Here is a 17165-nt window from a genome sequence, read left to right as displayed (position 1 = left end):
ACCCAAGGCCATGCCCGCGCGGATATCGCGCAGCCTGTTCCTGTTCTGGCTGACGGCGCTGGCCCTGCTGGCGCCGCTGGTCGCCCATGCCCAGCCCAGCTTCCCCCAGCTCACCGGCCGGGTGGTCGATGCCGCCAATGTCATCCCGCCCGACGAGGAAGCACGGCTCGACCAGAAGCTGGCCGCGCTCGAAGCCCAGTCCCACCGCCAGCTGGTGATCGTCACCCTGGCCGATCTCCAGGGCTACGACATCGCCGACTATGGTTACCAGCTCGGCCGGAACTGGGGCATCGGCGAGAAGGACCGGAATACCGGCGCCCTGCTCATCGTCGCCCCGAAGGAACGCAAGGTGCGGATCGAGGTCGGCTATGGCCTTGAAGGCACGCTGACCGATGGCCTTTCCTCGCTGATCATCCAGCAGCAGGTGGTCCCCCGGTTCAAGGCCGGCGACCTGCCCGGCGGGATCGAGGCCGGGGCCGATGCGATCATCCAGCAGCTCACCCTGCCGCCGGAAGAAGCGCAGAAGATCGCGGCCCAGGCCAATGCCCGCGCCGCCGCGCCGCGCGCCACCGGGGTGGATCCGGGCACGGTGTTCTTCATCATCGTGTTCGTGCTGTTCTTCGTCCTGCCGGCGCTGCGCCGCGGCTTCGGCGGCCGGCGCTATGCCGGCGGCTCGGGCCTTGGCCCCCTGATCGTGTTCGACGCGCTCAGCCACATGAGCCGAGGAAGCGGCGACGGCTGGGGCGGCGGCGGCTTTGGCGGCGGCGGCGGATTCTCGGGCGGCGGGGGCAGCTTCGGCGGCGGCGGTTCGTCGGGCAGCTGGTAGGAGAAGCGCGCATGGCCAAGCTTTCCCCGATGACCGATGCCGACCGCGCCCGGGTGGCGGCGGCCGTTTCCACCGCCGAGGGCAACACCTCGGGCGAGATCGTCACCATCCTCGCCGCCCGCTCCGACGACTATGCCGACGTGGCGCTGGCCTGGTCGGCGCTTGTCGCGCTCGCCGCCCTGCTGGCGCTCGCCTGGGCGCCCGATGTCTACCTCGCCCTGGTCGATCGCCTGACCGGCACCTGGGCGCGCCACTGGACGCCGGGCGGCATCATCGGCCTGGCCGCGCTGGTCGCCGCGCTGAAGTTCGGCGCCACCTGGGCGATTCTGCTCTGGCGCCCCTTGCGCCTCGCCTTCGTCCCCGGCCCGATCCGCCACGCCCGGGTCCATGCCCGCGCGCTGGCCGCCTTCCGCGTGGGCGCGGAACGGCGCACCACCGGGCGCACCGGCATCCTGATCTACCTCAGCCTCGCCGAACACCGCGCCGAGATCCTCGCCGACCAGGCCATCGCCAGCAAGGTCAGCGCCGACCTGTGGGGCGAGGCGCTGGCCGCGATGCTCGCGCGGCTCAAGGACGGGCAGATGGCCGATGGCCTCATTGCAGCGATCGAGCGGGTCGGCGCGGTGCTCGCCCAGCACCTCCCCCGCGCCGAGGACGACCGCAACGAACTGCCTGACCGCCTGATCGAGGTATGAGTGACTGATTCATCGCAAGCCCCCGAGCAGGTCGTCTGGACCGGCCGGTTCATCACCACCAAGGTGCGCGGCACCTGGGAATATGTCTCGCGCTCGCGCGGGATCCGCGCCGCGGTGATCCTGGCGGTCGACGAACACGATCACGTCATCCTCGTCGAGCAATACCGCGTGCCGCTGGGCCGCTCGTGCATCGAGCTTCCGGCCGGCCTGATCGGCGATCACGATCACCTGGCGGGCGAGGACGATCTTGTCGCCGCCGCCCGCGAACTGGAGGAGGAAACCGGCTACCAGGCCCAGCGCCTCGAGGTGATCGGCGAATTCTGGTCCTCGCCCGGCATGGTCAGCGAAAGCTACACCCTGATCCGCGCCCACGGCCTGACGCAAGTCGGCGCCGGCGGCGGCACCGAGGGCGAGAACATCACCGTCCACCGCATCCCGCTCACCGAACTGCCCGCCTTCGTCGCCGCGCGCCGCGCGCTGGGCGATGCGATCGACACCAAGCTGCTGGTTATCCTCGGCCAGCACATCCTCGGCCTCTGATCCTCCCCCTCCCCAACCCTTTACATTCGCCCCCCAAGCGCCGAAAAGCCGGAGCGGGTCACAAGGGATGGCAAAGGCGTTGCGTGGGCACCGGATAACATCGTTCGACGTGGCGGCGCTGGCCGGGGTCAGCCAGTCGACCGTGTCGCGCGCCCTCGCGGGCGATCCGGTGGTCAGCGAACCCACCCGCACCCGCGTGGTCGAGGCGGCCCGCCAGCTGAACTACTACGTCGATGAGAACGCCGCGCGCCTGCGAACCGGGCGCACCGGCACCATCGCGGTCGTGGTCATCAGCCGCGAGGAGGAAGACCACGCCGACGTCAACCCGTTCTACTTCTCGCTGCTGGGGGCTATCTGCGCCGCCGCCTCCAACCGCGGGCACGAAACCATCGTCTCGTTCCAGGCCCGGCCCGATACCCTGGCCGGCCGCTACGAGGAACAGCGCAAGGCCGATGGCCTGATCGTCATCGGCACCACCGCCAATCGCGCCGCCTGGGACTATTACCGGGAACTGGGCGAAGATGGCGCCCACGTCTGCTACTGGGGTTCCCCGTTCGACGACCTGGACTGGATCCGGTCCGACAATCACCAGGGCGCGCGCCTGGCCACCGGCCACCTGATCGATGCCGGCTACCGCGACATCGTGTGCATCACCTCGGACGGCTCGCCCCAGCGCCAGTTCACCGAGCGCTGGGTTGGCTATGCCGAACGCATGGGCGAGGAAGGCCTGACCCCGCGCGACGTCCAGATCGACGAGCGTCTCGCCCGCGAAGACCAGGGCCGCAAGGCCGTGGCCGATCTCATCGCCGGCGGCGTGCCGTTTGACGCAATCTTCGTGTGCAGCGACCAGATCGCGCTCGGCGTGCTGCTCGAACTGCACGAGCGCGGCATCACCGTCCCCGACCAGGTCGGCGTGGTCGGTTTCGACGGCATCCGTTCGGGCGCCTATGCGATCCCGCCGCTGACCACGCTGGAACCCGATTTCCAGTCGGCCGGGACCATGCTGGTGGACAAGTTGCTCAAGCAGATCGCCGGCCGCCCCAGCCCGGAGCGCCGCGTCCCCGTCCGCCTGGTCGAACGCGCCAGCAGCCGGGGGCCGAAGGGCACCTGATTTGCGGCCCACGGCCGTCCGGCCATTTGCGTTGAGGAGCCCGGGATCTTGCCCGCGACCGAACTTCAGGACGACATCGACCGCTTCTACAGCGACTACGGCCGGGCCTTCACCGCGCGCGACCTGGCGGCGCTGGGAGCGCTTTGCGAGTTCCCGTTGCTGCTCGCCGATTCCGCCGGCATCCGGCAGATCGAGGATGCCGGCTTTTTCAGCGGCCTGTTCGAACGCTTTGCCCGATCAACCTGGGCCACGACCCGGATCGACGGCACCAGCAAGTTCGCGATGGGTGAGGACGGCGCCATGCTGACCATCGCCTTCACCCGCCTGCGCGAGGATGGAAGCGAACTCGCTCCGGAGGAAATTCCGTTCCCCCGGGGATGCAGCTATTTCCTGCGCCGGCGCGGAAACGGCTGGAAACTGGTCGGCCTGGCCGAGCCGATCGGGCGCTAGGCGCCACCGGCCCGGCCAACCCGCGCCGGGATCAGCGGCCCTGCCAGACGCCCGCGCGCTTTTCCACGAAGGCGGCCATGCCCTCGGCCTTGTCGGCCGTGGCGGCCAGGATCTGGAACACGCGGCGTTCGTGCAGCAGGCCTTGGTCGAGCGTGGTCTCGAAGGCGGCGTTGACCAGTTCCTTGTTGGCCAGGGCGGCCAGCGGCGGCATGGCGGCGATCGCCTCGGCGGCCTTGAGCGCCTCGGCCACGAGATCGGCCAGCGGCACCACCCGGCTGACCAGCCCGCCGCGCTCGGCCTCGGCGGCGTCCATCATCCGTCCGGTCAGGCACATATCCATCGCCTTCGCCTTGCCCACCGCGCGGGTCAGGCGCTGCGAGCCGCCCATGCCCGGCGCCACGCCCAGCTTGATCTCCGGCTGGCCGAACCTGGCCGTATCGGCCGCGATGATGAAATCGGCCATCATCGCCACTTCGCACCCGCCGCCCAGCGCAAAACCATTGACCGCCGCGATCCACGGCTTGCGGGTGGCCTTGACCAGCTTGCTCGTCCAGTCGGCGAAGAAATCCTGCGCGTAGAAATCGGCGCCGGGCTTGTCGGCCATTTCCTTGATATCGGCGCCGGCGGCGAAGGCCTTGTCGCCCGAACCGGTCAGCACCGCGCAGCGCTGGGCCGGATCGGCCTCGAACACGGCGAAGGCATGGATCAGGTCGGCCAGGACCTGCGAATTGAGGGCGTTGAGCGCCTGCGGGCGATTGATCGTCACCAGGGTGACGGCGCCCTTCTGCTCGACCAGGATCGTCTCGTAGTCCATCGTGCTTCCCTCGTGAAAACAGGTCTGTTGCCGGCGGCCCTGCACCGGGATCGCGCGCTTGGCAAGCACCTCCCCCACAAGTCCTCTTGCCTCGCCGCCGGGCTTTGCCCATGGCAGGTTCAAACAGGCCGATGGAGGATTGATGAGCGAGATGGCGATCGAGGCGGCAACGTTCCGCCAGGTGCTGGGCTACTATCCCACCGGGGTCTGCGTCATCACCGCCATGGGCGAGGATGGCAAACCCTGCGGCCTCGTTGTCGGCTCGTTCTCGTCGGTCTCGCTCGATCCGCCGCTGGTCGGCTTCTTTCCCGACAAGGGCTCCAGCTCCTGGCCGCTGATCGCCAGGGCCGGGCATTTCTGCGTCAACGTCCTTGCCAGCGACCAGACCGAGCTGTGCCGCCAGATCGCCCGCCCGGGGCCGGACAAGTTCGCCGGCATCGAATACGAGCTTTCGGCCCATAACCTGCCGGTCCTCGCAGGCGCCACGGTGTCGATCGAATGCCGCCTCGAATCGGTGACCGAAGCGGGCGACCACTGGATGGTGCTGGGCCGGGTGCTGGGCCTCGAAGCGCGCCGCGATGCCGATCCGATGCTGTTCTTCCGCGGCCAGTACGGCGGCTTCGCCAGCCTGGACTGACCGTCACCGGCAGCCCCCGGCCAGGGTCAAGGTCGCCGGTTCACCCGCCGACCGCCGCCACCTGCCCCAGGACCAGCTCGGCGTGTTCCTTCCGGCAGATCAGCAGGTCGGGCATATAGACATCGGCCTGGTTGTAGACCAGTTCCCGGCCGTCGATCCGTGAGCAGTGCAGGCCGTGGGCAAGGGCCACGGCCACCGGAGCGCAGCTATCCCACTCATACTGCCCGCCCGAATGCAGGTAGATGTCGGCCTCGCCGCGCACCACGGCCATGGCCTTGGCCCCGGCCGAACCCATCGGCACCAGCTCCGCCCCGATCCGCGCGGCCACCTCTGTGGCCTCGCGCGCCGGGCGGGTGCGGCTGACCACCATCCGCAGGCGTTCGGGCGCCGGCGGGACCGTGCCCGGGGCATCGGTCCGCAACACCACGCCGGCGCCCGGCAGGGCCACCGCGCCCACGCTCGCCACGCCATCGATCGCCAGGCCCACGTGCACCGCCCAGTCGCTGCGCTCCTCGCCATATTCGCGGGTGCCATCCACCGGATCGACGATCCACACCCGGCCCTTGGCGAGCCGCTCGGGATTGTCCTTCTCCTCTTCCGAGAGCAACCCGTCGTCGGGCCGCTGCTCGCGCAGGGCGTGGACCAGGAACTGGTTGGCCGTGGCATCGCCGGCCTTGCCCAGCGCCTTGAGGCTGAGCACCCCCGAGGCGCGCACTTCGAGCAGGAGCCGCCCCGCCACTTCGGCGAGGTGAGCGGCAAGCTCCGCGTCGGTCATGGCCGTGGGACTGGTCGGCGCGGCATCCTGGCTCATCATGCGTCTCCCAGCAGGGTGTCGACGATCAGGTTGGCCGCGTCCTCGGGCGTGATCCGGGTGGTGTCGATATAGACCTCGGGGTTCACCGGCGCCTCATAGGGGCTGTCGATCCCGGTGAAATTCTTGAGCTGCCCGGACCGGGCCTTCTTGTAGAGCCCCTTCACGTCGCGCTCCTCGGCCACGGTGAGCGGCGTGTCGATGAACACCTCGAAGAACTCGCCCTCGGGAACGAGGGCGCGCACCATCTCGCGCTCGGCCCGGAACGGACTGATGAAGGCGGTGATGACGATCAGCCCGGCATCGGTCATCAGCCGGGCCACCTCGCCCACGCGGCGGATGTTCTCGATCCGGTCGGCCTCGGTGAAGCCCAGGTCCTTGTTGAGGCCATGGCGCACGTTGTCGCCATCGAGCAGGAAGGTGTGCCGGTTCATCCGGTGCAGCTTCTTCTCGACCAGGTTGGCGATCGTGCTCTTGCCCGAACCCGACAGGCCGGTGAACCACAGCACCGCCGGCTTCTGGTTCTTGAGATTGGCATGGGCCTCGCGGCCGATGTCGAGCGCCTGCCAGTGGACGTTCTGCGAACGGCGCAGCGAGAAGTGCAGCATTCCTGCCGCCACGGTGGCATTGGTCAGCTTGTCGATCAGGATGAACCCGCCCAGGCTGCGGTTCTGAACATAGGCCTCGAACACGATCGGCTTGTCGGTCGCCAGCTCGGCCACGCCGATGGCGTTGAGATCCAGCGTCTTGACCGCGATGTGCTCCATCGTGTTGACGTTGACCGCATATTTCGGCTGCTGGACCGTGGCCGAAACGGTCTGCGCCCCCAGCTTCAGCCAGTAGCTGCGGCCCACGTGCATGGCCTCGTCGTTGAGCCAGACCAGCGTCGCCTCGAACTGGTCGGCCACTTCGGGCGGATTGTCGGCGATGGAAATCACGTTCCCGCGCGAGCAGTCGATCTCGTCGGCAAAGCAGACCGTGACCGACTGGCCGGCCACCGCCTCGTCGAGATCGCCATCCCCCGGGGCCGCGCCCGGCGCAGGCATGGTCACGATCCGGGTCACCGTACTGGTCTTGCCAGAAGGCAGCACCCGCACCGCATCGCCCGGCTTGACCGAGCCGGTTGCGATCAGGCCCGAAAAACCGCGAAAATCGAGGTTCGGCCGGTTCACCCACTGCACCGGCAGGCGGAAGGGCTTCTCCGCGTCGCGCGCCGAGTTGACCTCCACCGTCTCCAGGTGATCGACCAGCGTCGGACCGGAGTACCACGGCGTATTGGCCGAGCGGGTGGTGATGTTGTCGCCCTTGAAGCCGGAAATCGGCATGGCGGTAAAGCTCTCGATCCCGATCGACTTCGCGAACTCGGCATAGTCGGCCACGATGCTGTCGAAGACCTCCTGGCTGTAGTCGACCAGATCCATCTTGTTGACCGCCAGCACCAGGTTCCTGATCCCGATCAGGTGGCACAGGTAGGAATGGCGCCGGGTCTGGACCAGCACGCCCTTGCGCGCATCGATCAGGATCACGGCCAGGTCGGCGGTGGAGGCGCCGGTCACCATGTTGCGGGTGTACTGCTCGTGGCCGGGGCAGTCGGCGACGATGAACTTGCGCTTCTCGGTGTTGAAGAAGCGATAGGCCACGTCGATCGTGATCCCCTGCTCGCGCTCGGCGGCCAGGCCGTCGACCAGCAGGGCGAAGTCGATCTCCTGTCCTTGCGTGCCCACCTTCTTCGAATCCGACTGGAGCGCGTCCAGCTGGTCCTCGAAGATCATCTTGCTGTCATAGAGCAGCCGCCCGATCAGGGTCGACTTGCCGTCGTCCACCGACCCGCAAGTGATGAAGCGCAGCATGGTCTTGTGCTGGTGGGTTTCGAGATAGGCGTCGATATCCTCGGCGATGAGGGCATCGGTGACATAGACGGGATCGGTGGTGGTGTCGTCGCTCATATTCGTCATCCCAGCGTAGGCTGGGATCTCCCTCGATAGCATCCAACCTGGGGCAAAAGACCCCAGCCTGCGCTGGGGTGACGGCCTGCTGGGACCGTCAGAAATACCCCTGCTGCTTCTTCACTTCCATGCCGGCGCCGCCGGCGTCCTTGTCGATCGCGCGGCCCTGGCGCTCGGAGGTGGTGGTTAGCAGGGTTTCCTGGATCACCTCTGGCAAGGTCCTGGCCTCGCTCTCCACCGCGCCGGTCAGCGGGTAGCAGCCAAGGGTGCGGAAGCGGATCGAGCGTTCCACCGGAACCTCGCCGGGCTTCAGCGGGAAACGGTCATCGTCGACCATCAGCAGCATCCCGTCGCGCTCCACGGTCGGGCGCCTGGCTGCGAAGTAGAGCGGGACGATCGGGATGTCGTTCAAGTGGATATATTGCCACACGTCCAGCTCGGTCCAGTTCGAGATCGGGAAGACGCGGATCGATTCGCCCTTGTTCTTGCGGGCGTTGTAGAGGTTCCACAGCTCGGGGCGCTGGTTCTTCGGGTCCCAGCCGTGGCTGGCCGTGCGGAAGCTGAAGATGCGCTCCTTGGCGCGGCTCTTCTCCTCGTCGCGGCGCGCGCCACCGAAAGCGGCATCGAACTGCCACTTGTCGAGCGCCTGCTTCAGGCCTTCGGTCTTCCACATATCGGTGTGGAGGGCGCCGTGGTCGAACGGGTTGATCCCGCGCTCCATCGCCTCGGGGTTGTGGTAGACCAGCAGTTCCATGCCCGAAAGCTCGGCCATCCTGTCGCGCAGCTTGTACATTTCCTGGAACTTCCAGGTCGTGTCCACGTGGAGCAGCGGAAACGGCGGCGGGCTGGGATAGAAGGCCTTGCGCGCCAGGTGCAGCATCACCGCACTGTCCTTGCCGACCGAGTAGAGCATTACCGGACGCTCCGCCTCTGCAACCACTTCACGAATGATATGAATGGCTTCCGCCTCGAGACGCTCAAGGTGGGTCAGGCTTTTCCTGCCGATTGCACTGCTCATCGCATATCCTCTGGCCTGCGGTATGGCGGCGTGATGACTCGGTTCGATTGACAGCGATGCCCCCATATGGGAGCAAGCGGTATGACCCTCGCCCCCAGCGACGAACGCGATCTGCTGGTCCCGCTCCATGCCGGCCTGCTCGAACAGCCGCCCTGGCAGGAATTCACCCGCCGCCTCGCCGCCCGCACCGGAGCCGAGCGGGCCGGCCTGCTGCTGCGCGGCCCTGCCGAGATGACGCTCGATTGCTGGTTCCGCGGCACGGCCTTCAGCCCGGCCCTGCCACCGGTCGCCCCCCGGCTGGACCCCCGGTTTCTTGGCGCCGTGCTGCGCCCCTTGCGCGTCTACACGCTTGACGAAGTGCTGGATATGCTTGGCGGCGAAAGCCGCGATCGGGCCGGCGCGCAGCTCTCGGCCGCCGGCATCGGCTTTGCCCGCGCCATGCAGGTGCCCGCCGGCGCTTCGGCCGAGGCCCTGGTGGTGATCGAACACGCCACCCGCGATTTCACTGCCGCCGACGGCGCGCTCCTGTCCGGCCTCGGCCCGCATATCGCCACGGCGCTGCAACTCGGCCGCGAGCTCGACACCCTGCGCCGCCGGGCCGAAATGGCCGAAGACGCCCTCGCCGCGCTGGGCGTCAGCCAGGCCCTGCTCGATGCCGGCGGCCAGGTCGTGGTGGCCGACCGGTCGCGGCCCGGCCTACCCGGGGCCGAGCCGGGGACCCGGCTGCGCCTGGCCAGTCGGGCCGGGCAGCCGCTGGCCGACGCCCTGGCCGCGGTCACCTCGGGCACCGACCGTCACGCCGTCCTGCCCGGAACCGGCCCTGCGAGCGAGGCTGTGCTGCTGCGCTCGGCCCCGGCGAGCGCGGCGGCCATGACCTTGCCCCACGGCATCGTCGCGCTCAGCCGGGCGCCGGTTGACGATGATGCTGCCCTCGCCCACGCGTTGATCGGGCTATACGGCCTGTCCGCGAAAGAAGGCGATCTTGCCGTCGCGCTCAGCCGCGGCGCGGCGCTGGTCCCGGCCGGGGTGGCGCTGGGCCTCACCCCCGAGACCGCGCGCAACTATTCCAAACGCATCTATGCCAAGACCGGCGCCCGCGGACAGGCCGACCTTGTTCGCCTGATCCTGGGCGGCGTGGCCCCCTTCGCCGCCGCGCCGCGCCCCACGGCCAGCTAGACCGTCAGGCCGCCGAAATCCGGGCACAGGCCAGGGCCAGTTCCTCCAGCCGGAAGGTCTGCTCGAACACCACCCCATAGCGCGGGGGCCGGCGCCAGCGGATCTTGGCATGGATCGTGGGAAGCACTTCGCACTCGATCCGCACCAGTTCGTCGATCATCAGCCACCCCGGGCAGTCGATCGCCGCGCCGCGCTGCGACAGGTCGCGCAGGGTGATCGGCGTCCGCAGCCCGCCGGTGCACAGCACGGCGTCGAGCGCTATCTGGAGGCGCGGCTGGCGGCGCGGATACGGCCCCTCGTGGGCGGCAATCAGGCGCGGCAGGTCCACGTCATCGACGAAGCCGCAGCCCACCAGTTCGTCTGCCTGCCAGATCATCCGGATGGCATGGCGCTCGCCACTCTCGAATTCGATCGTCAGGCGTTCGTGATCGGGCAAGGCATGGAACAGGCGCAGCTTGAGCCCGCTGTCCGACAGGTCGCGCACCACGCACAGGAACTCGCGGTCGTCCGCGATCAGCTTGGCCGGACGGATCATCACGGTGACCCGCGGCGTGGCGCGGCGCTCCTGGAACGCGTCGCCGCGCCCGGCAACGTCGTGCGAATCGAATTCGCGCGCGAGCTTCATCATCTTGCGACCCCCTGGCTGCGCCGCTTCCCACAGCGCGCGCCCCACTATCCTGTCCAACCTTTACCGAAAGCTTAAAAATTCATGTGATGTCAGTAGCATAAAATCGATATCAGGCGCCATGAACCCCTCTCGCGAGCCCCCCCCGGACCGCTGCAACGGATTGACTTCCCCGCGACCCTGCCCACCTTGCGGAAACAGAAAGCCGGATATGCCAGACGCAAAAAGTATCGGTTCACCCGGATTAGATAATGGACCGCGCACCGAACCCGGCCTAGCGGGATTACCAGCGACAATCGGCCCATCCGGGGCCGCTCGGAGAGGACCGGCCTTGGACAATAGCGCGGCTGCCTGGATGGAAGAACTTTCCGCGCCCCTGCCCACGCTGCTCGCCCGCGCGGCCGCTTCGCGCGATGCAGGGCATGGCCGCATCCAGTCGTGGTCAGGCAAGGTGTTCATCCCGCTCACCCAGTTGTGCCGCAACCTGTGCCACTATTGCACCTTCTCGCAGCCGCCGAAAAAGGGCGAGCGCGCCTATCTCACCCGCGAGGAAGTCCTCGCCGTGGCCCGCGCCGGCCAGGCCGCCGGCTGCACCGAGGCGCTGTTCACCCTGGGCGACAAGCCCGAGCTGCGCTTCGCCGCCGCCCGCGACGAACTGGCTGCCCTGGGCCATGCCACCACCATCTCCTACCTGCGCGAGATGTGCGCGGCGGTCCTCGCCGAAACCGGCCTCCTCCCCCACGTCAACGCCGGGGTGATGACCGCCGGGGAACTGGCCTCGCTGCGCCCGGTCTCCGCCTCGATGGGCCTGATGCTCGAAAGCGTGTCGGAGCGCCTGTGCGAAAAGGGCGGCGCGCACTATCGCTCGCCCGACAAGGCGCCCGCCGCGCGGCTTGAAACGATCCGCCTCGCCGGCGAACTGGCCATCCCCTTCACCACCGGCGTGCTGATCGGCATCGGTGAGACGCGCGAGGAACGGATCGAGGCGCTGATCGCCATCCGCGATCTCCACGCGCAATATGGCCATATCCAGGAAGTCATCGTCCAGAACTTCCGCGCCAAGGAGCGCACCCCCATGGCCGGCGCGCCCGAGCCCGGCATGGACGACCTCTTGTGGACCATCGCCGCGGCCCGCCTGATCCTTGGCCCGGCGATGAACATCCAGGCTCCGCCCAACCTTTCGTCCGATGATTTCGGCCAGCTGGTCGAGGCCGGGATCAACGACTGGGGCGGGGTCTCCCCGGTCACCCCCGATCACGTCAATCCCGAAGCGCCCTGGCCCGAGATCGCCCGCCTGCGTGAAGTGACCGAGGCCCGGGGCCGCGATCTCGTCCAGCGCCTGCCGGTCTATCCCGGCTGGCAGGGCGAGCGCTGGATCGATCCCGCCCTGCGCCGCGCCCTCCTCGCCGCATCCGATGCCGAAGGCTTCGCCCGCGCGGATGAATGGTCGCCCGGCATTGCCTTGCCGGCGCGCGAACGGCGTGAGCCCAGCCGCCCGGCCAGCCCCGCAGTGGCCGGCCTGATCGAACGCGCTCAGGCCGGCGATCTCCTTGGCGAGGACGAGATCGTCACCCTGTTCGCGGCGCGCGGCGACGATGTCGAACACATCTGCGCCGCCGCCAATGACCTGCGCCGCCGAGTTAACGGCGAGACCATCACCTATGTGGTCAACCGCAATATCAACTACACCAACATCTGCACCTACCGCTGCGGCTTCTGCGCCTTCTCCAAGGGCGACATGGCCGAGGCCCTGCGCGGCCGCCCTTATGACCTCGATCAGGACGAGGTCATCCGCCGGGTCCGCGAAGCCTGGGACCGGGGCGCCACCGAGGTCTGCCTCCAGGGCGGCATCCACCCGCACTATACCGGCCAGACCTATATCGATCTTGCCCGCGCGGTGCGCGAAGCCGTGCCGCAGATGCACATCCATGCCTTTTCGCCACTGGAAATCCGCCAGGGCGCGGCCACGCTCGGCCTCGATCTCGCCACCTACCTCACCCGGCTCAAGGCGGTCGGGCTCGGCACCCTGCCCGGCACGGCGGCGGAAATTCTCGACGACGAGATCCGCGCCGTCATCTGCCCCGACAAGCTGAACACGGCCGAATGGCTCGACGTGATCGGCACGGCCCACGCGGTCGGCCTCAAGACCACCTCGACCATCATGTTCGGCCATGTCGACAGCCCCCGCCACTGGGCGCGCCACCTGATCCGCCTGCGCGAGCTCCAGCAGCGCACCGGCGGGATCACCGAATTCGTGCCGCTGCCCTTCGTGCCCATGGAATCGCCGATGGCGCTCAAGGGCCAGACCCGGCTCGGCCCCACCTGGCGCGAAGTGCGCCTGATGCACGCGATCGCCCGCCTCGCCCTTCATCCGCACATCACCTCGATCCAGACCTCGTGGGTCAAGCTCGGCCCCGATGGCGTGCGCGCGATCCTCGAAGGCGGCGCCAACGATCTCGGCGGCACCTTGATGAATGAAAGCATCAGCCGCGCCGCCGGTGCCCAGCATGGCCAGGAAATGCCGCCCGAGGCGATGGAAGCGCTGATCCGCTCGCTCGGCCGTATCCCGCGCCAGCGCACCACGCTCTATGGCGAAGTGCCCGAGGATGTCCGCGCCCGCGGCTTCGCCGCGCCGCAGCTTGCCCCCCTCGTCCAGACCGCGCCGCGCAAGCGCGCCCGCGCGCCCCACAAGGAAGTCCTCACCGATGCCTGACAATGCCCTGCCGACCATCGCCGTCCTTGGAGGAACCGGAAAGGAAGGCAATGGCCTCGCCCTGCGCTGGGCGCACAAGGGCCACCCGGTCATCATCGGCAGCCGCTCGGCCGAGCGCGCGCAGGAAGCCGCCGATGCGATGAACGCAACGCTGGGCACCGGCAACGCGCGCGGCGCCACCAACCCCGATGCCGCCGCCGCCGCTGAAATCGTGGTCCTCTCGGTGCCCTTCGCCGGCCAGCAGGCCGCCGTTGCCGAAGTGGCCGGGCACCTCCAGGGCAAGATCCTGATCGATGTCACCGTGCCGCTGGTCCCGCCGAAGGTCAGCGTGGTGCAATTGCCCAATGGCGGCTCGGCGGTTGAGGCCGTGCAGACCATGCTGGGCGATGGCGTGCGCGTCGTCTCGGCCTTCCAGAACATCTCGGCCCACCACCTCGCCCACCTCGACCAGGAGATGGACTGCGACGTGCTGGTCTGCGCCAATGATCCCGCCGCCGCCGATACCGTGGTCGAACTCGCCCGCGAGATCGGCCTGCGTGCCTGGAACGCCGGGCCGCTGGCCAATTCGGTGGTTGCCGAAGGGCTTACCTCGATCCTGATCGCGCTCAACCGGCGCTACAAGGTGCCCGGCTCCGGCATCCGCATCACCGGCATCTGAGCCTCGCGGCTTGCCCTGGCGCCCCCCGGAGCGCTAGGTGCACCCCACGCATGAGCCAGCCCACGCCCGTCACCCTGCTCCCGCTTGCCGGTATCCCGCTGATCGCCGAGGGCGACGATCTGGGCGCCGTGCTGGGCGGTGCGCTCGAGGAAGCCGGCCTCGCGCTCGCCGATGGCGATGTGCTGGTCCTGGCGCAGAAGATCGTCTCCAAGGCGGAAGGCCGGCTGGTCCCGCTGGCCGATGTCACCCCTGGCCCCCGCGCGGTGGAAATCGGCCAGCAGTGCGACAAGGATCCGCGGCTGGTCGAACTGATCCTGTCCGAAGCCGACGAGGTCATGCGCGTTCGCAAGGGCGTGCTGATCGTGCGCCACCGCCTGGGCCTGGTCCTCGCCAATGCCGGGATCGACCAGTCGAACGTCGATCAGGCCGGCGGCCCGGTCGCCCTGCTCCTGCCGCTCGATCCCGATGCCACCTGCCAGCGCCTGCGCGCCGCCCTGGCGCAGCGCACGGGCAAGGCGGTGGCGGTGATCATCATCGACAGTCTCGGCCGAGCCTGGCGCTCGGGCACCCTGGGCACGGCCATCGGCGTCGCCGGCCTGCCCGCCCTGCTCGACCTGCGCGGCCGCCCCGACCTCTATGGCCGCAACCTCGAAACCAGCGAACTGGGCCTCGCCGACGAAGTGGCCGCCGCCGCCTCGCTGGTCATGGGCCAGGCCGCCGAGGGCACCCCGGCCGTGCTGGTGCGCGGACTGGCCCTGCCCGCCGCGCCCGGCTCGGCCGCCGATCTCGTGCGCCCGCGCGCGCTGGACCTGTTCCCGTGATCGTGGTCCTCGCCGGGGGCGTGGGCGGCGCGCGCTTCGCCAATGGCCTGGCGGCCCTGCTTGGCCCGGGCCAGCTCACCGTCGTGGTCAACGTGGGCGATGATTTCGATCATCTCGGGCTGCGGATCTGCCCCGATCTCGACACCGTCACCTATACCCTCGCCAATCTCAACAACCGGGAACTGGGCTGGGGCCAGGTGGGGGAAACCTGGAGCTTCATGGATGCGCTGGGCAAGCTCGGCGGCCCGGCCTGGTTCAACCTGGGTGACCGCGATCTTGCCACCCATGTGCTCCGCACCCACCGTCTTGCCGCCGGCGAGCCGCTCTCCGCCATCGTCGCCGATTTCGCAAAGGCGCGCGGCATCGCGCAGGCCATCCTGCCCGTCACCGACGATCCGGTCCGCACCCGCGTGCTGACCGACGAGGGCGAACTCAATTTCCAGGACTATTTCGTCCGCCGCCGCTGCGAGCCGGTGTTCCGCGCCATCCGCTTCGCCGGGGCCGACCAGGCCCGGCCCCACCCCGCCGTCCTCGCCGCGCTGGCCGATCCGGCGCTGGAAGCGATCCTGATCGCACCGTCCAACCCGCTGCTCAGCCTCGCCCCGATCCTCGCGGTCCCCGGCATCGCGGCGGCGCTTGCCGCCCGCGCCGTGCCCTGCGTCGCCATCTCGCCGTTCATCGCCGGCCAGGCGGTCAAGGGACCGGCCGCCAAGATCATGCGCGAACTCGGCCTCGAGCCCGGCCCGGCCGCCATCGCCGCCCACTATGGCGACCTGATCGACGGGCTGGTGATCGATCACGCCGATCGCGCCGAGCTTGCCAGCCCGGCCCTGCTGCACACCGATATCCTGATGCGCGATGATGCCGGCCAGCAGCGCCTCGCCGCCGAAGTGCTGGCCTTCGCCCGGCGCCTGGCATGACCGCCGGCAGCCTGCGCGTGCTCATCCCGGCCCGCGCGCCCGCGCTGGGCAAGACCCGCCTTGCCGCCGCCCTCTCGCCCGAACAGCGCATGGCGCTGGGCCTCAGCCTGTTCGATCACGTGCTGCGCCTTGCCGTGGCGGCGGTCGGCGCGCCGGCGGTCCACGTGGTCAGCCGCAGCGCCGACCTGCTGGACCGGGCCAGGGCCGTGGGCGCCCAGGCGATCGTCGAAACCGGCCACGGCCTCAATGCCGCGCTCGAACAGGCCAGCACCGTCCTTGCCGCCGCGGGCGACGGACCGATCCTCTCGCTCAGCGTCGACCTGCCCCAGCTTGGCGCCGATGATCTCGCTGCCCTGATCATTGCCCCCGGCGACGTGGTCTGCGCGACCGACAGCCTGGTCGAGGGCACCAATGCCCTGCTCCAGCGCCGCCCCGGCCTGATTCCCTATCGCTATGGCCCCGGCAGCCTCGCCGCCCACCGCGCCGAGGCCGAGGCGCGCGGCCTCGCCTTCACCGTGGTTGAACGCCCCGGCCTTGCCCGCGATCTCGATACCCCGGCTGACCTCGCCCTTCTCGCCCCCGAATGGCGGGGCTGAACCAGGCCGTCACGGCTTGAGCGTGTGGCCGCCCTCGACCGTGAAATCCATGCCGGTGATGTAGCCTGATCCTTCGCCGGCGAGGAATACCGCGAGCGGTGCCAGGTCGCGTTCGGCCGTGCCCCAGCGGCGCACCGGCAGGCGCGAGGCCATGGCATCCTCCGGCATCGCCACGTCGGCCAGCGAATCCGTCGAGGCCTTGGTCTTGAGGAACGGCACCAGCACGTTGGCGGTGATGCCATGCTGGCCCCATTCGCGCGCCGCGGTGCGGGTCAGCGCGCGGACCGCTTCCTTGGTCATGTTGTAGGCCACCGTTCCGGCCGCGCCCGAATAGCCCGCGCTCGACCCGAAGTTGAGGATGCGGCCATAACCGGCCTGCTTCATGTGCGGGAAAACCGCCTTCATCGCCCACAACGAAGCCATCGCCCCGGTGCGGAAGACGAATTCCAGTTGCTCCTCGTCGGTCGCCTCCAGCGGCATCCGCCGCGACGACAAACGCGGCTCGGACGGCGTGCCGAAGGCCTGGGCATTGTTCACCAGGATGTGGATCGCGCCGAAGGCGGCCACGGCCTTGTCCACCATGGCCTGGATCTGGTCGGCGAAGCCCACGTCGCAGGTCACCCCCAGCGCTTCCCCGCCCGCGCCGGTGATCTCGCCGACCACCGCCGCCACGCTGGCCGGTGTGCGCGAGGCGACGACCACCCTGGCCCCCGCCGCGCCATAGGCAAGCGCGATGGCCCGCCCGATCCCCGCGCCCGCGCCGGTCACGATGGCGACCTTGCCGGTCAATGGCTTGTCCTGGGTCATG

General features: G+C 69.2%; 18 protein-coding genes. 12 read left to right on the top strand and 6 right to left on the bottom strand.

Annotated features, from left to right (window positions below):
• The first annotated feature begins 10 nt into the window (after positions 1 to 10).
• From ACFOD9_RS06725 to ACFOD9_RS06705, 5 genes are all read left to right on the top strand, one after another.
• Positions 11 to 826, top strand: a complete 816-nt coding sequence (locus ACFOD9_RS06725) for a TPM domain-containing protein (RefSeq protein ID WP_379509322.1) — start codon at positions 11 to 13, stop codon at positions 824 to 826.
• Between the two features lie 11 nt (positions 827 to 837).
• Positions 838 to 1521 (top strand): TPM domain-containing protein, encoded by a 684-nt coding sequence (locus tag ACFOD9_RS06720; RefSeq protein ID WP_379509321.1) that lies wholly within the window; start codon positions 838 to 840, stop codon positions 1519 to 1521.
• Complete coding sequence (locus tag ACFOD9_RS06715; RefSeq protein ID WP_379509320.1) at positions 1522 to 2061, top strand: NUDIX hydrolase; 540 nt, start codon at positions 1522 to 1524, stop codon at positions 2059 to 2061.
• A gap of 79 nt (positions 2062 to 2140) precedes the next feature.
• Positions 2141 to 3172, top strand: coding sequence for a LacI family DNA-binding transcriptional regulator (locus ACFOD9_RS06710; RefSeq protein WP_379509319.1), 1032 nt, complete (start codon positions 2141 to 2143; stop codon positions 3170 to 3172).
• A gap of 48 nt (positions 3173 to 3220) precedes the next feature.
• A complete protein-coding gene (locus ACFOD9_RS06705; protein WP_379509318.1) occupies positions 3221 to 3622 on the top strand; it encodes a hypothetical protein in 402 nt (133 codons plus the stop codon).
• Between the two features lie 31 nt (positions 3623 to 3653).
• Here the strand turns inward: ACFOD9_RS06705 and ACFOD9_RS06700 are convergent, their stop codons facing one another.
• On the bottom strand, positions 3654 to 4436 hold the full coding sequence (locus ACFOD9_RS06700) for an enoyl-CoA hydratase-related protein (RefSeq protein WP_379509317.1): 783 nt from the start codon (positions 4434 to 4436) through the stop codon (positions 3654 to 3656).
• 142 nt (positions 4437 to 4578) lie between these two features.
• Here ACFOD9_RS06700 and ACFOD9_RS06695 point away from each other — a divergent pair, with 142 nt between their 5' ends.
• Positions 4579 to 5073: a flavin reductase family protein gene (locus ACFOD9_RS06695; protein WP_379509316.1), complete on the top strand. Its 495-nt coding sequence runs from the start codon at positions 4579 to 4581 to the stop codon at positions 5071 to 5073.
• A gap of 40 nt (positions 5074 to 5113) precedes the next feature.
• On the opposite strand, the gene ACFOD9_RS06690 is transcribed toward ACFOD9_RS06695, so the two are convergent.
• The 3 genes from ACFOD9_RS06690 to cysD all read right to left on the bottom strand — a co-directional run bounded on the left by ACFOD9_RS06690 (position 5114) and on the right by cysD (position 8848).
• Positions 5114 to 5884, bottom strand: coding sequence for a 3'(2'),5'-bisphosphate nucleotidase CysQ (locus ACFOD9_RS06690; RefSeq protein WP_379509315.1), 771 nt, complete (start codon positions 5882 to 5884; stop codon positions 5114 to 5116).
• Entirely contained in the window at positions 5884 to 7830 is a 1947-nt protein-coding gene (gene cysN / locus ACFOD9_RS06685; protein WP_379509314.1) for a sulfate adenylyltransferase subunit CysN, read from the bottom strand. The genes ACFOD9_RS06690 and cysN overlap by 1 nt, the downstream gene beginning before the upstream one ends.
• A gap of 97 nt (positions 7831 to 7927) precedes the next feature.
• Positions 7928 to 8848: a sulfate adenylyltransferase subunit CysD gene (gene cysD, locus ACFOD9_RS06680; RefSeq protein ID WP_379509313.1), complete on the bottom strand. Its 921-nt coding sequence runs from the start codon at positions 8846 to 8848 to the stop codon at positions 7928 to 7930.
• A gap of 81 nt (positions 8849 to 8929) precedes the next feature.
• On the opposite strand from cysD, the gene ACFOD9_RS06675 reads away from it, so the two are divergent.
• On the top strand, positions 8930 to 10024 hold the full coding sequence (locus ACFOD9_RS06675; RefSeq protein WP_379509312.1) for a helix-turn-helix transcriptional regulator: 1095 nt from the start codon (positions 8930 to 8932) through the stop codon (positions 10022 to 10024).
• 4 nt (positions 10025 to 10028) lie between these two features.
• On the opposite strand, the gene ACFOD9_RS06670 is transcribed toward ACFOD9_RS06675, so the two are convergent.
• Positions 10029 to 10652, bottom strand: a complete 624-nt coding sequence (locus ACFOD9_RS06670) for a PilZ domain-containing protein (RefSeq protein WP_379509311.1) — start codon at positions 10650 to 10652, stop codon at positions 10029 to 10031.
• Between the two features lie 352 nt (positions 10653 to 11004).
• Here ACFOD9_RS06670 and cofH point away from each other — a divergent pair, with 352 nt between their 5' ends.
• From cofH to cofC, 5 genes are read left to right on the top strand one after another with little or no spacing between them, the layout of a single operon-like run.
• Positions 11005 to 13362 (top strand): 5-amino-6-(D-ribitylamino)uracil--L-tyrosine 4-hydroxyphenyl transferase CofH, encoded by a 2358-nt coding sequence (cofH, locus tag ACFOD9_RS06665; RefSeq protein WP_379509310.1) that lies wholly within the window; start codon positions 11005 to 11007, stop codon positions 13360 to 13362.
• Positions 13355 to 14020 (top strand): NADPH-dependent F420 reductase, encoded by a 666-nt coding sequence (npdG, locus tag ACFOD9_RS06660; protein WP_379509309.1) that lies wholly within the window; start codon positions 13355 to 13357, stop codon positions 14018 to 14020. Before cofH ends, npdG begins: the two co-directional genes overlap by 8 nt.
• Before the next feature lie 50 nt (positions 14021 to 14070).
• Positions 14071 to 14841, top strand: coding sequence for a coenzyme F420-0:L-glutamate ligase (cofE, locus tag ACFOD9_RS06655; protein ID WP_379509308.1), 771 nt, complete (start codon positions 14071 to 14073; stop codon positions 14839 to 14841).
• A complete protein-coding gene (cofD, locus tag ACFOD9_RS06650) occupies positions 14838 to 15761 on the top strand; it encodes a 2-phospho-L-lactate transferase (RefSeq protein WP_379509307.1) in 924 nt (307 codons plus the stop codon). The genes cofE and cofD overlap by 4 nt, the downstream gene beginning before the upstream one ends.
• Complete coding sequence (cofC, locus tag ACFOD9_RS06645; RefSeq protein WP_379509306.1) at positions 15758 to 16357, top strand: 2-phospho-L-lactate guanylyltransferase; 600 nt, start codon at positions 15758 to 15760, stop codon at positions 16355 to 16357. Before cofD ends, cofC begins: the two co-directional genes overlap by 4 nt.
• Before the next feature lie 9 nt (positions 16358 to 16366).
• Here the strand turns inward: cofC and ACFOD9_RS06640 are convergent, their stop codons facing one another.
• Positions 16367 to 17164, bottom strand: a complete 798-nt coding sequence (locus ACFOD9_RS06640) for an SDR family NAD(P)-dependent oxidoreductase (protein ID WP_379509305.1) — start codon at positions 17162 to 17164, stop codon at positions 16367 to 16369.
• Position 17165: the final 1 nt, after the last annotated feature.

Source organism: Novosphingobium bradum (assembly GCF_042646485.1).
Classification (GTDB): domain Bacteria; phylum Pseudomonadota; class Alphaproteobacteria; order Sphingomonadales; family Sphingomonadaceae; genus Novosphingobium; species Novosphingobium bradum.
Note: the sequence above shows the minus strand (reverse complement) of the source record. Positions and strands in the feature narration are given on the sequence as shown.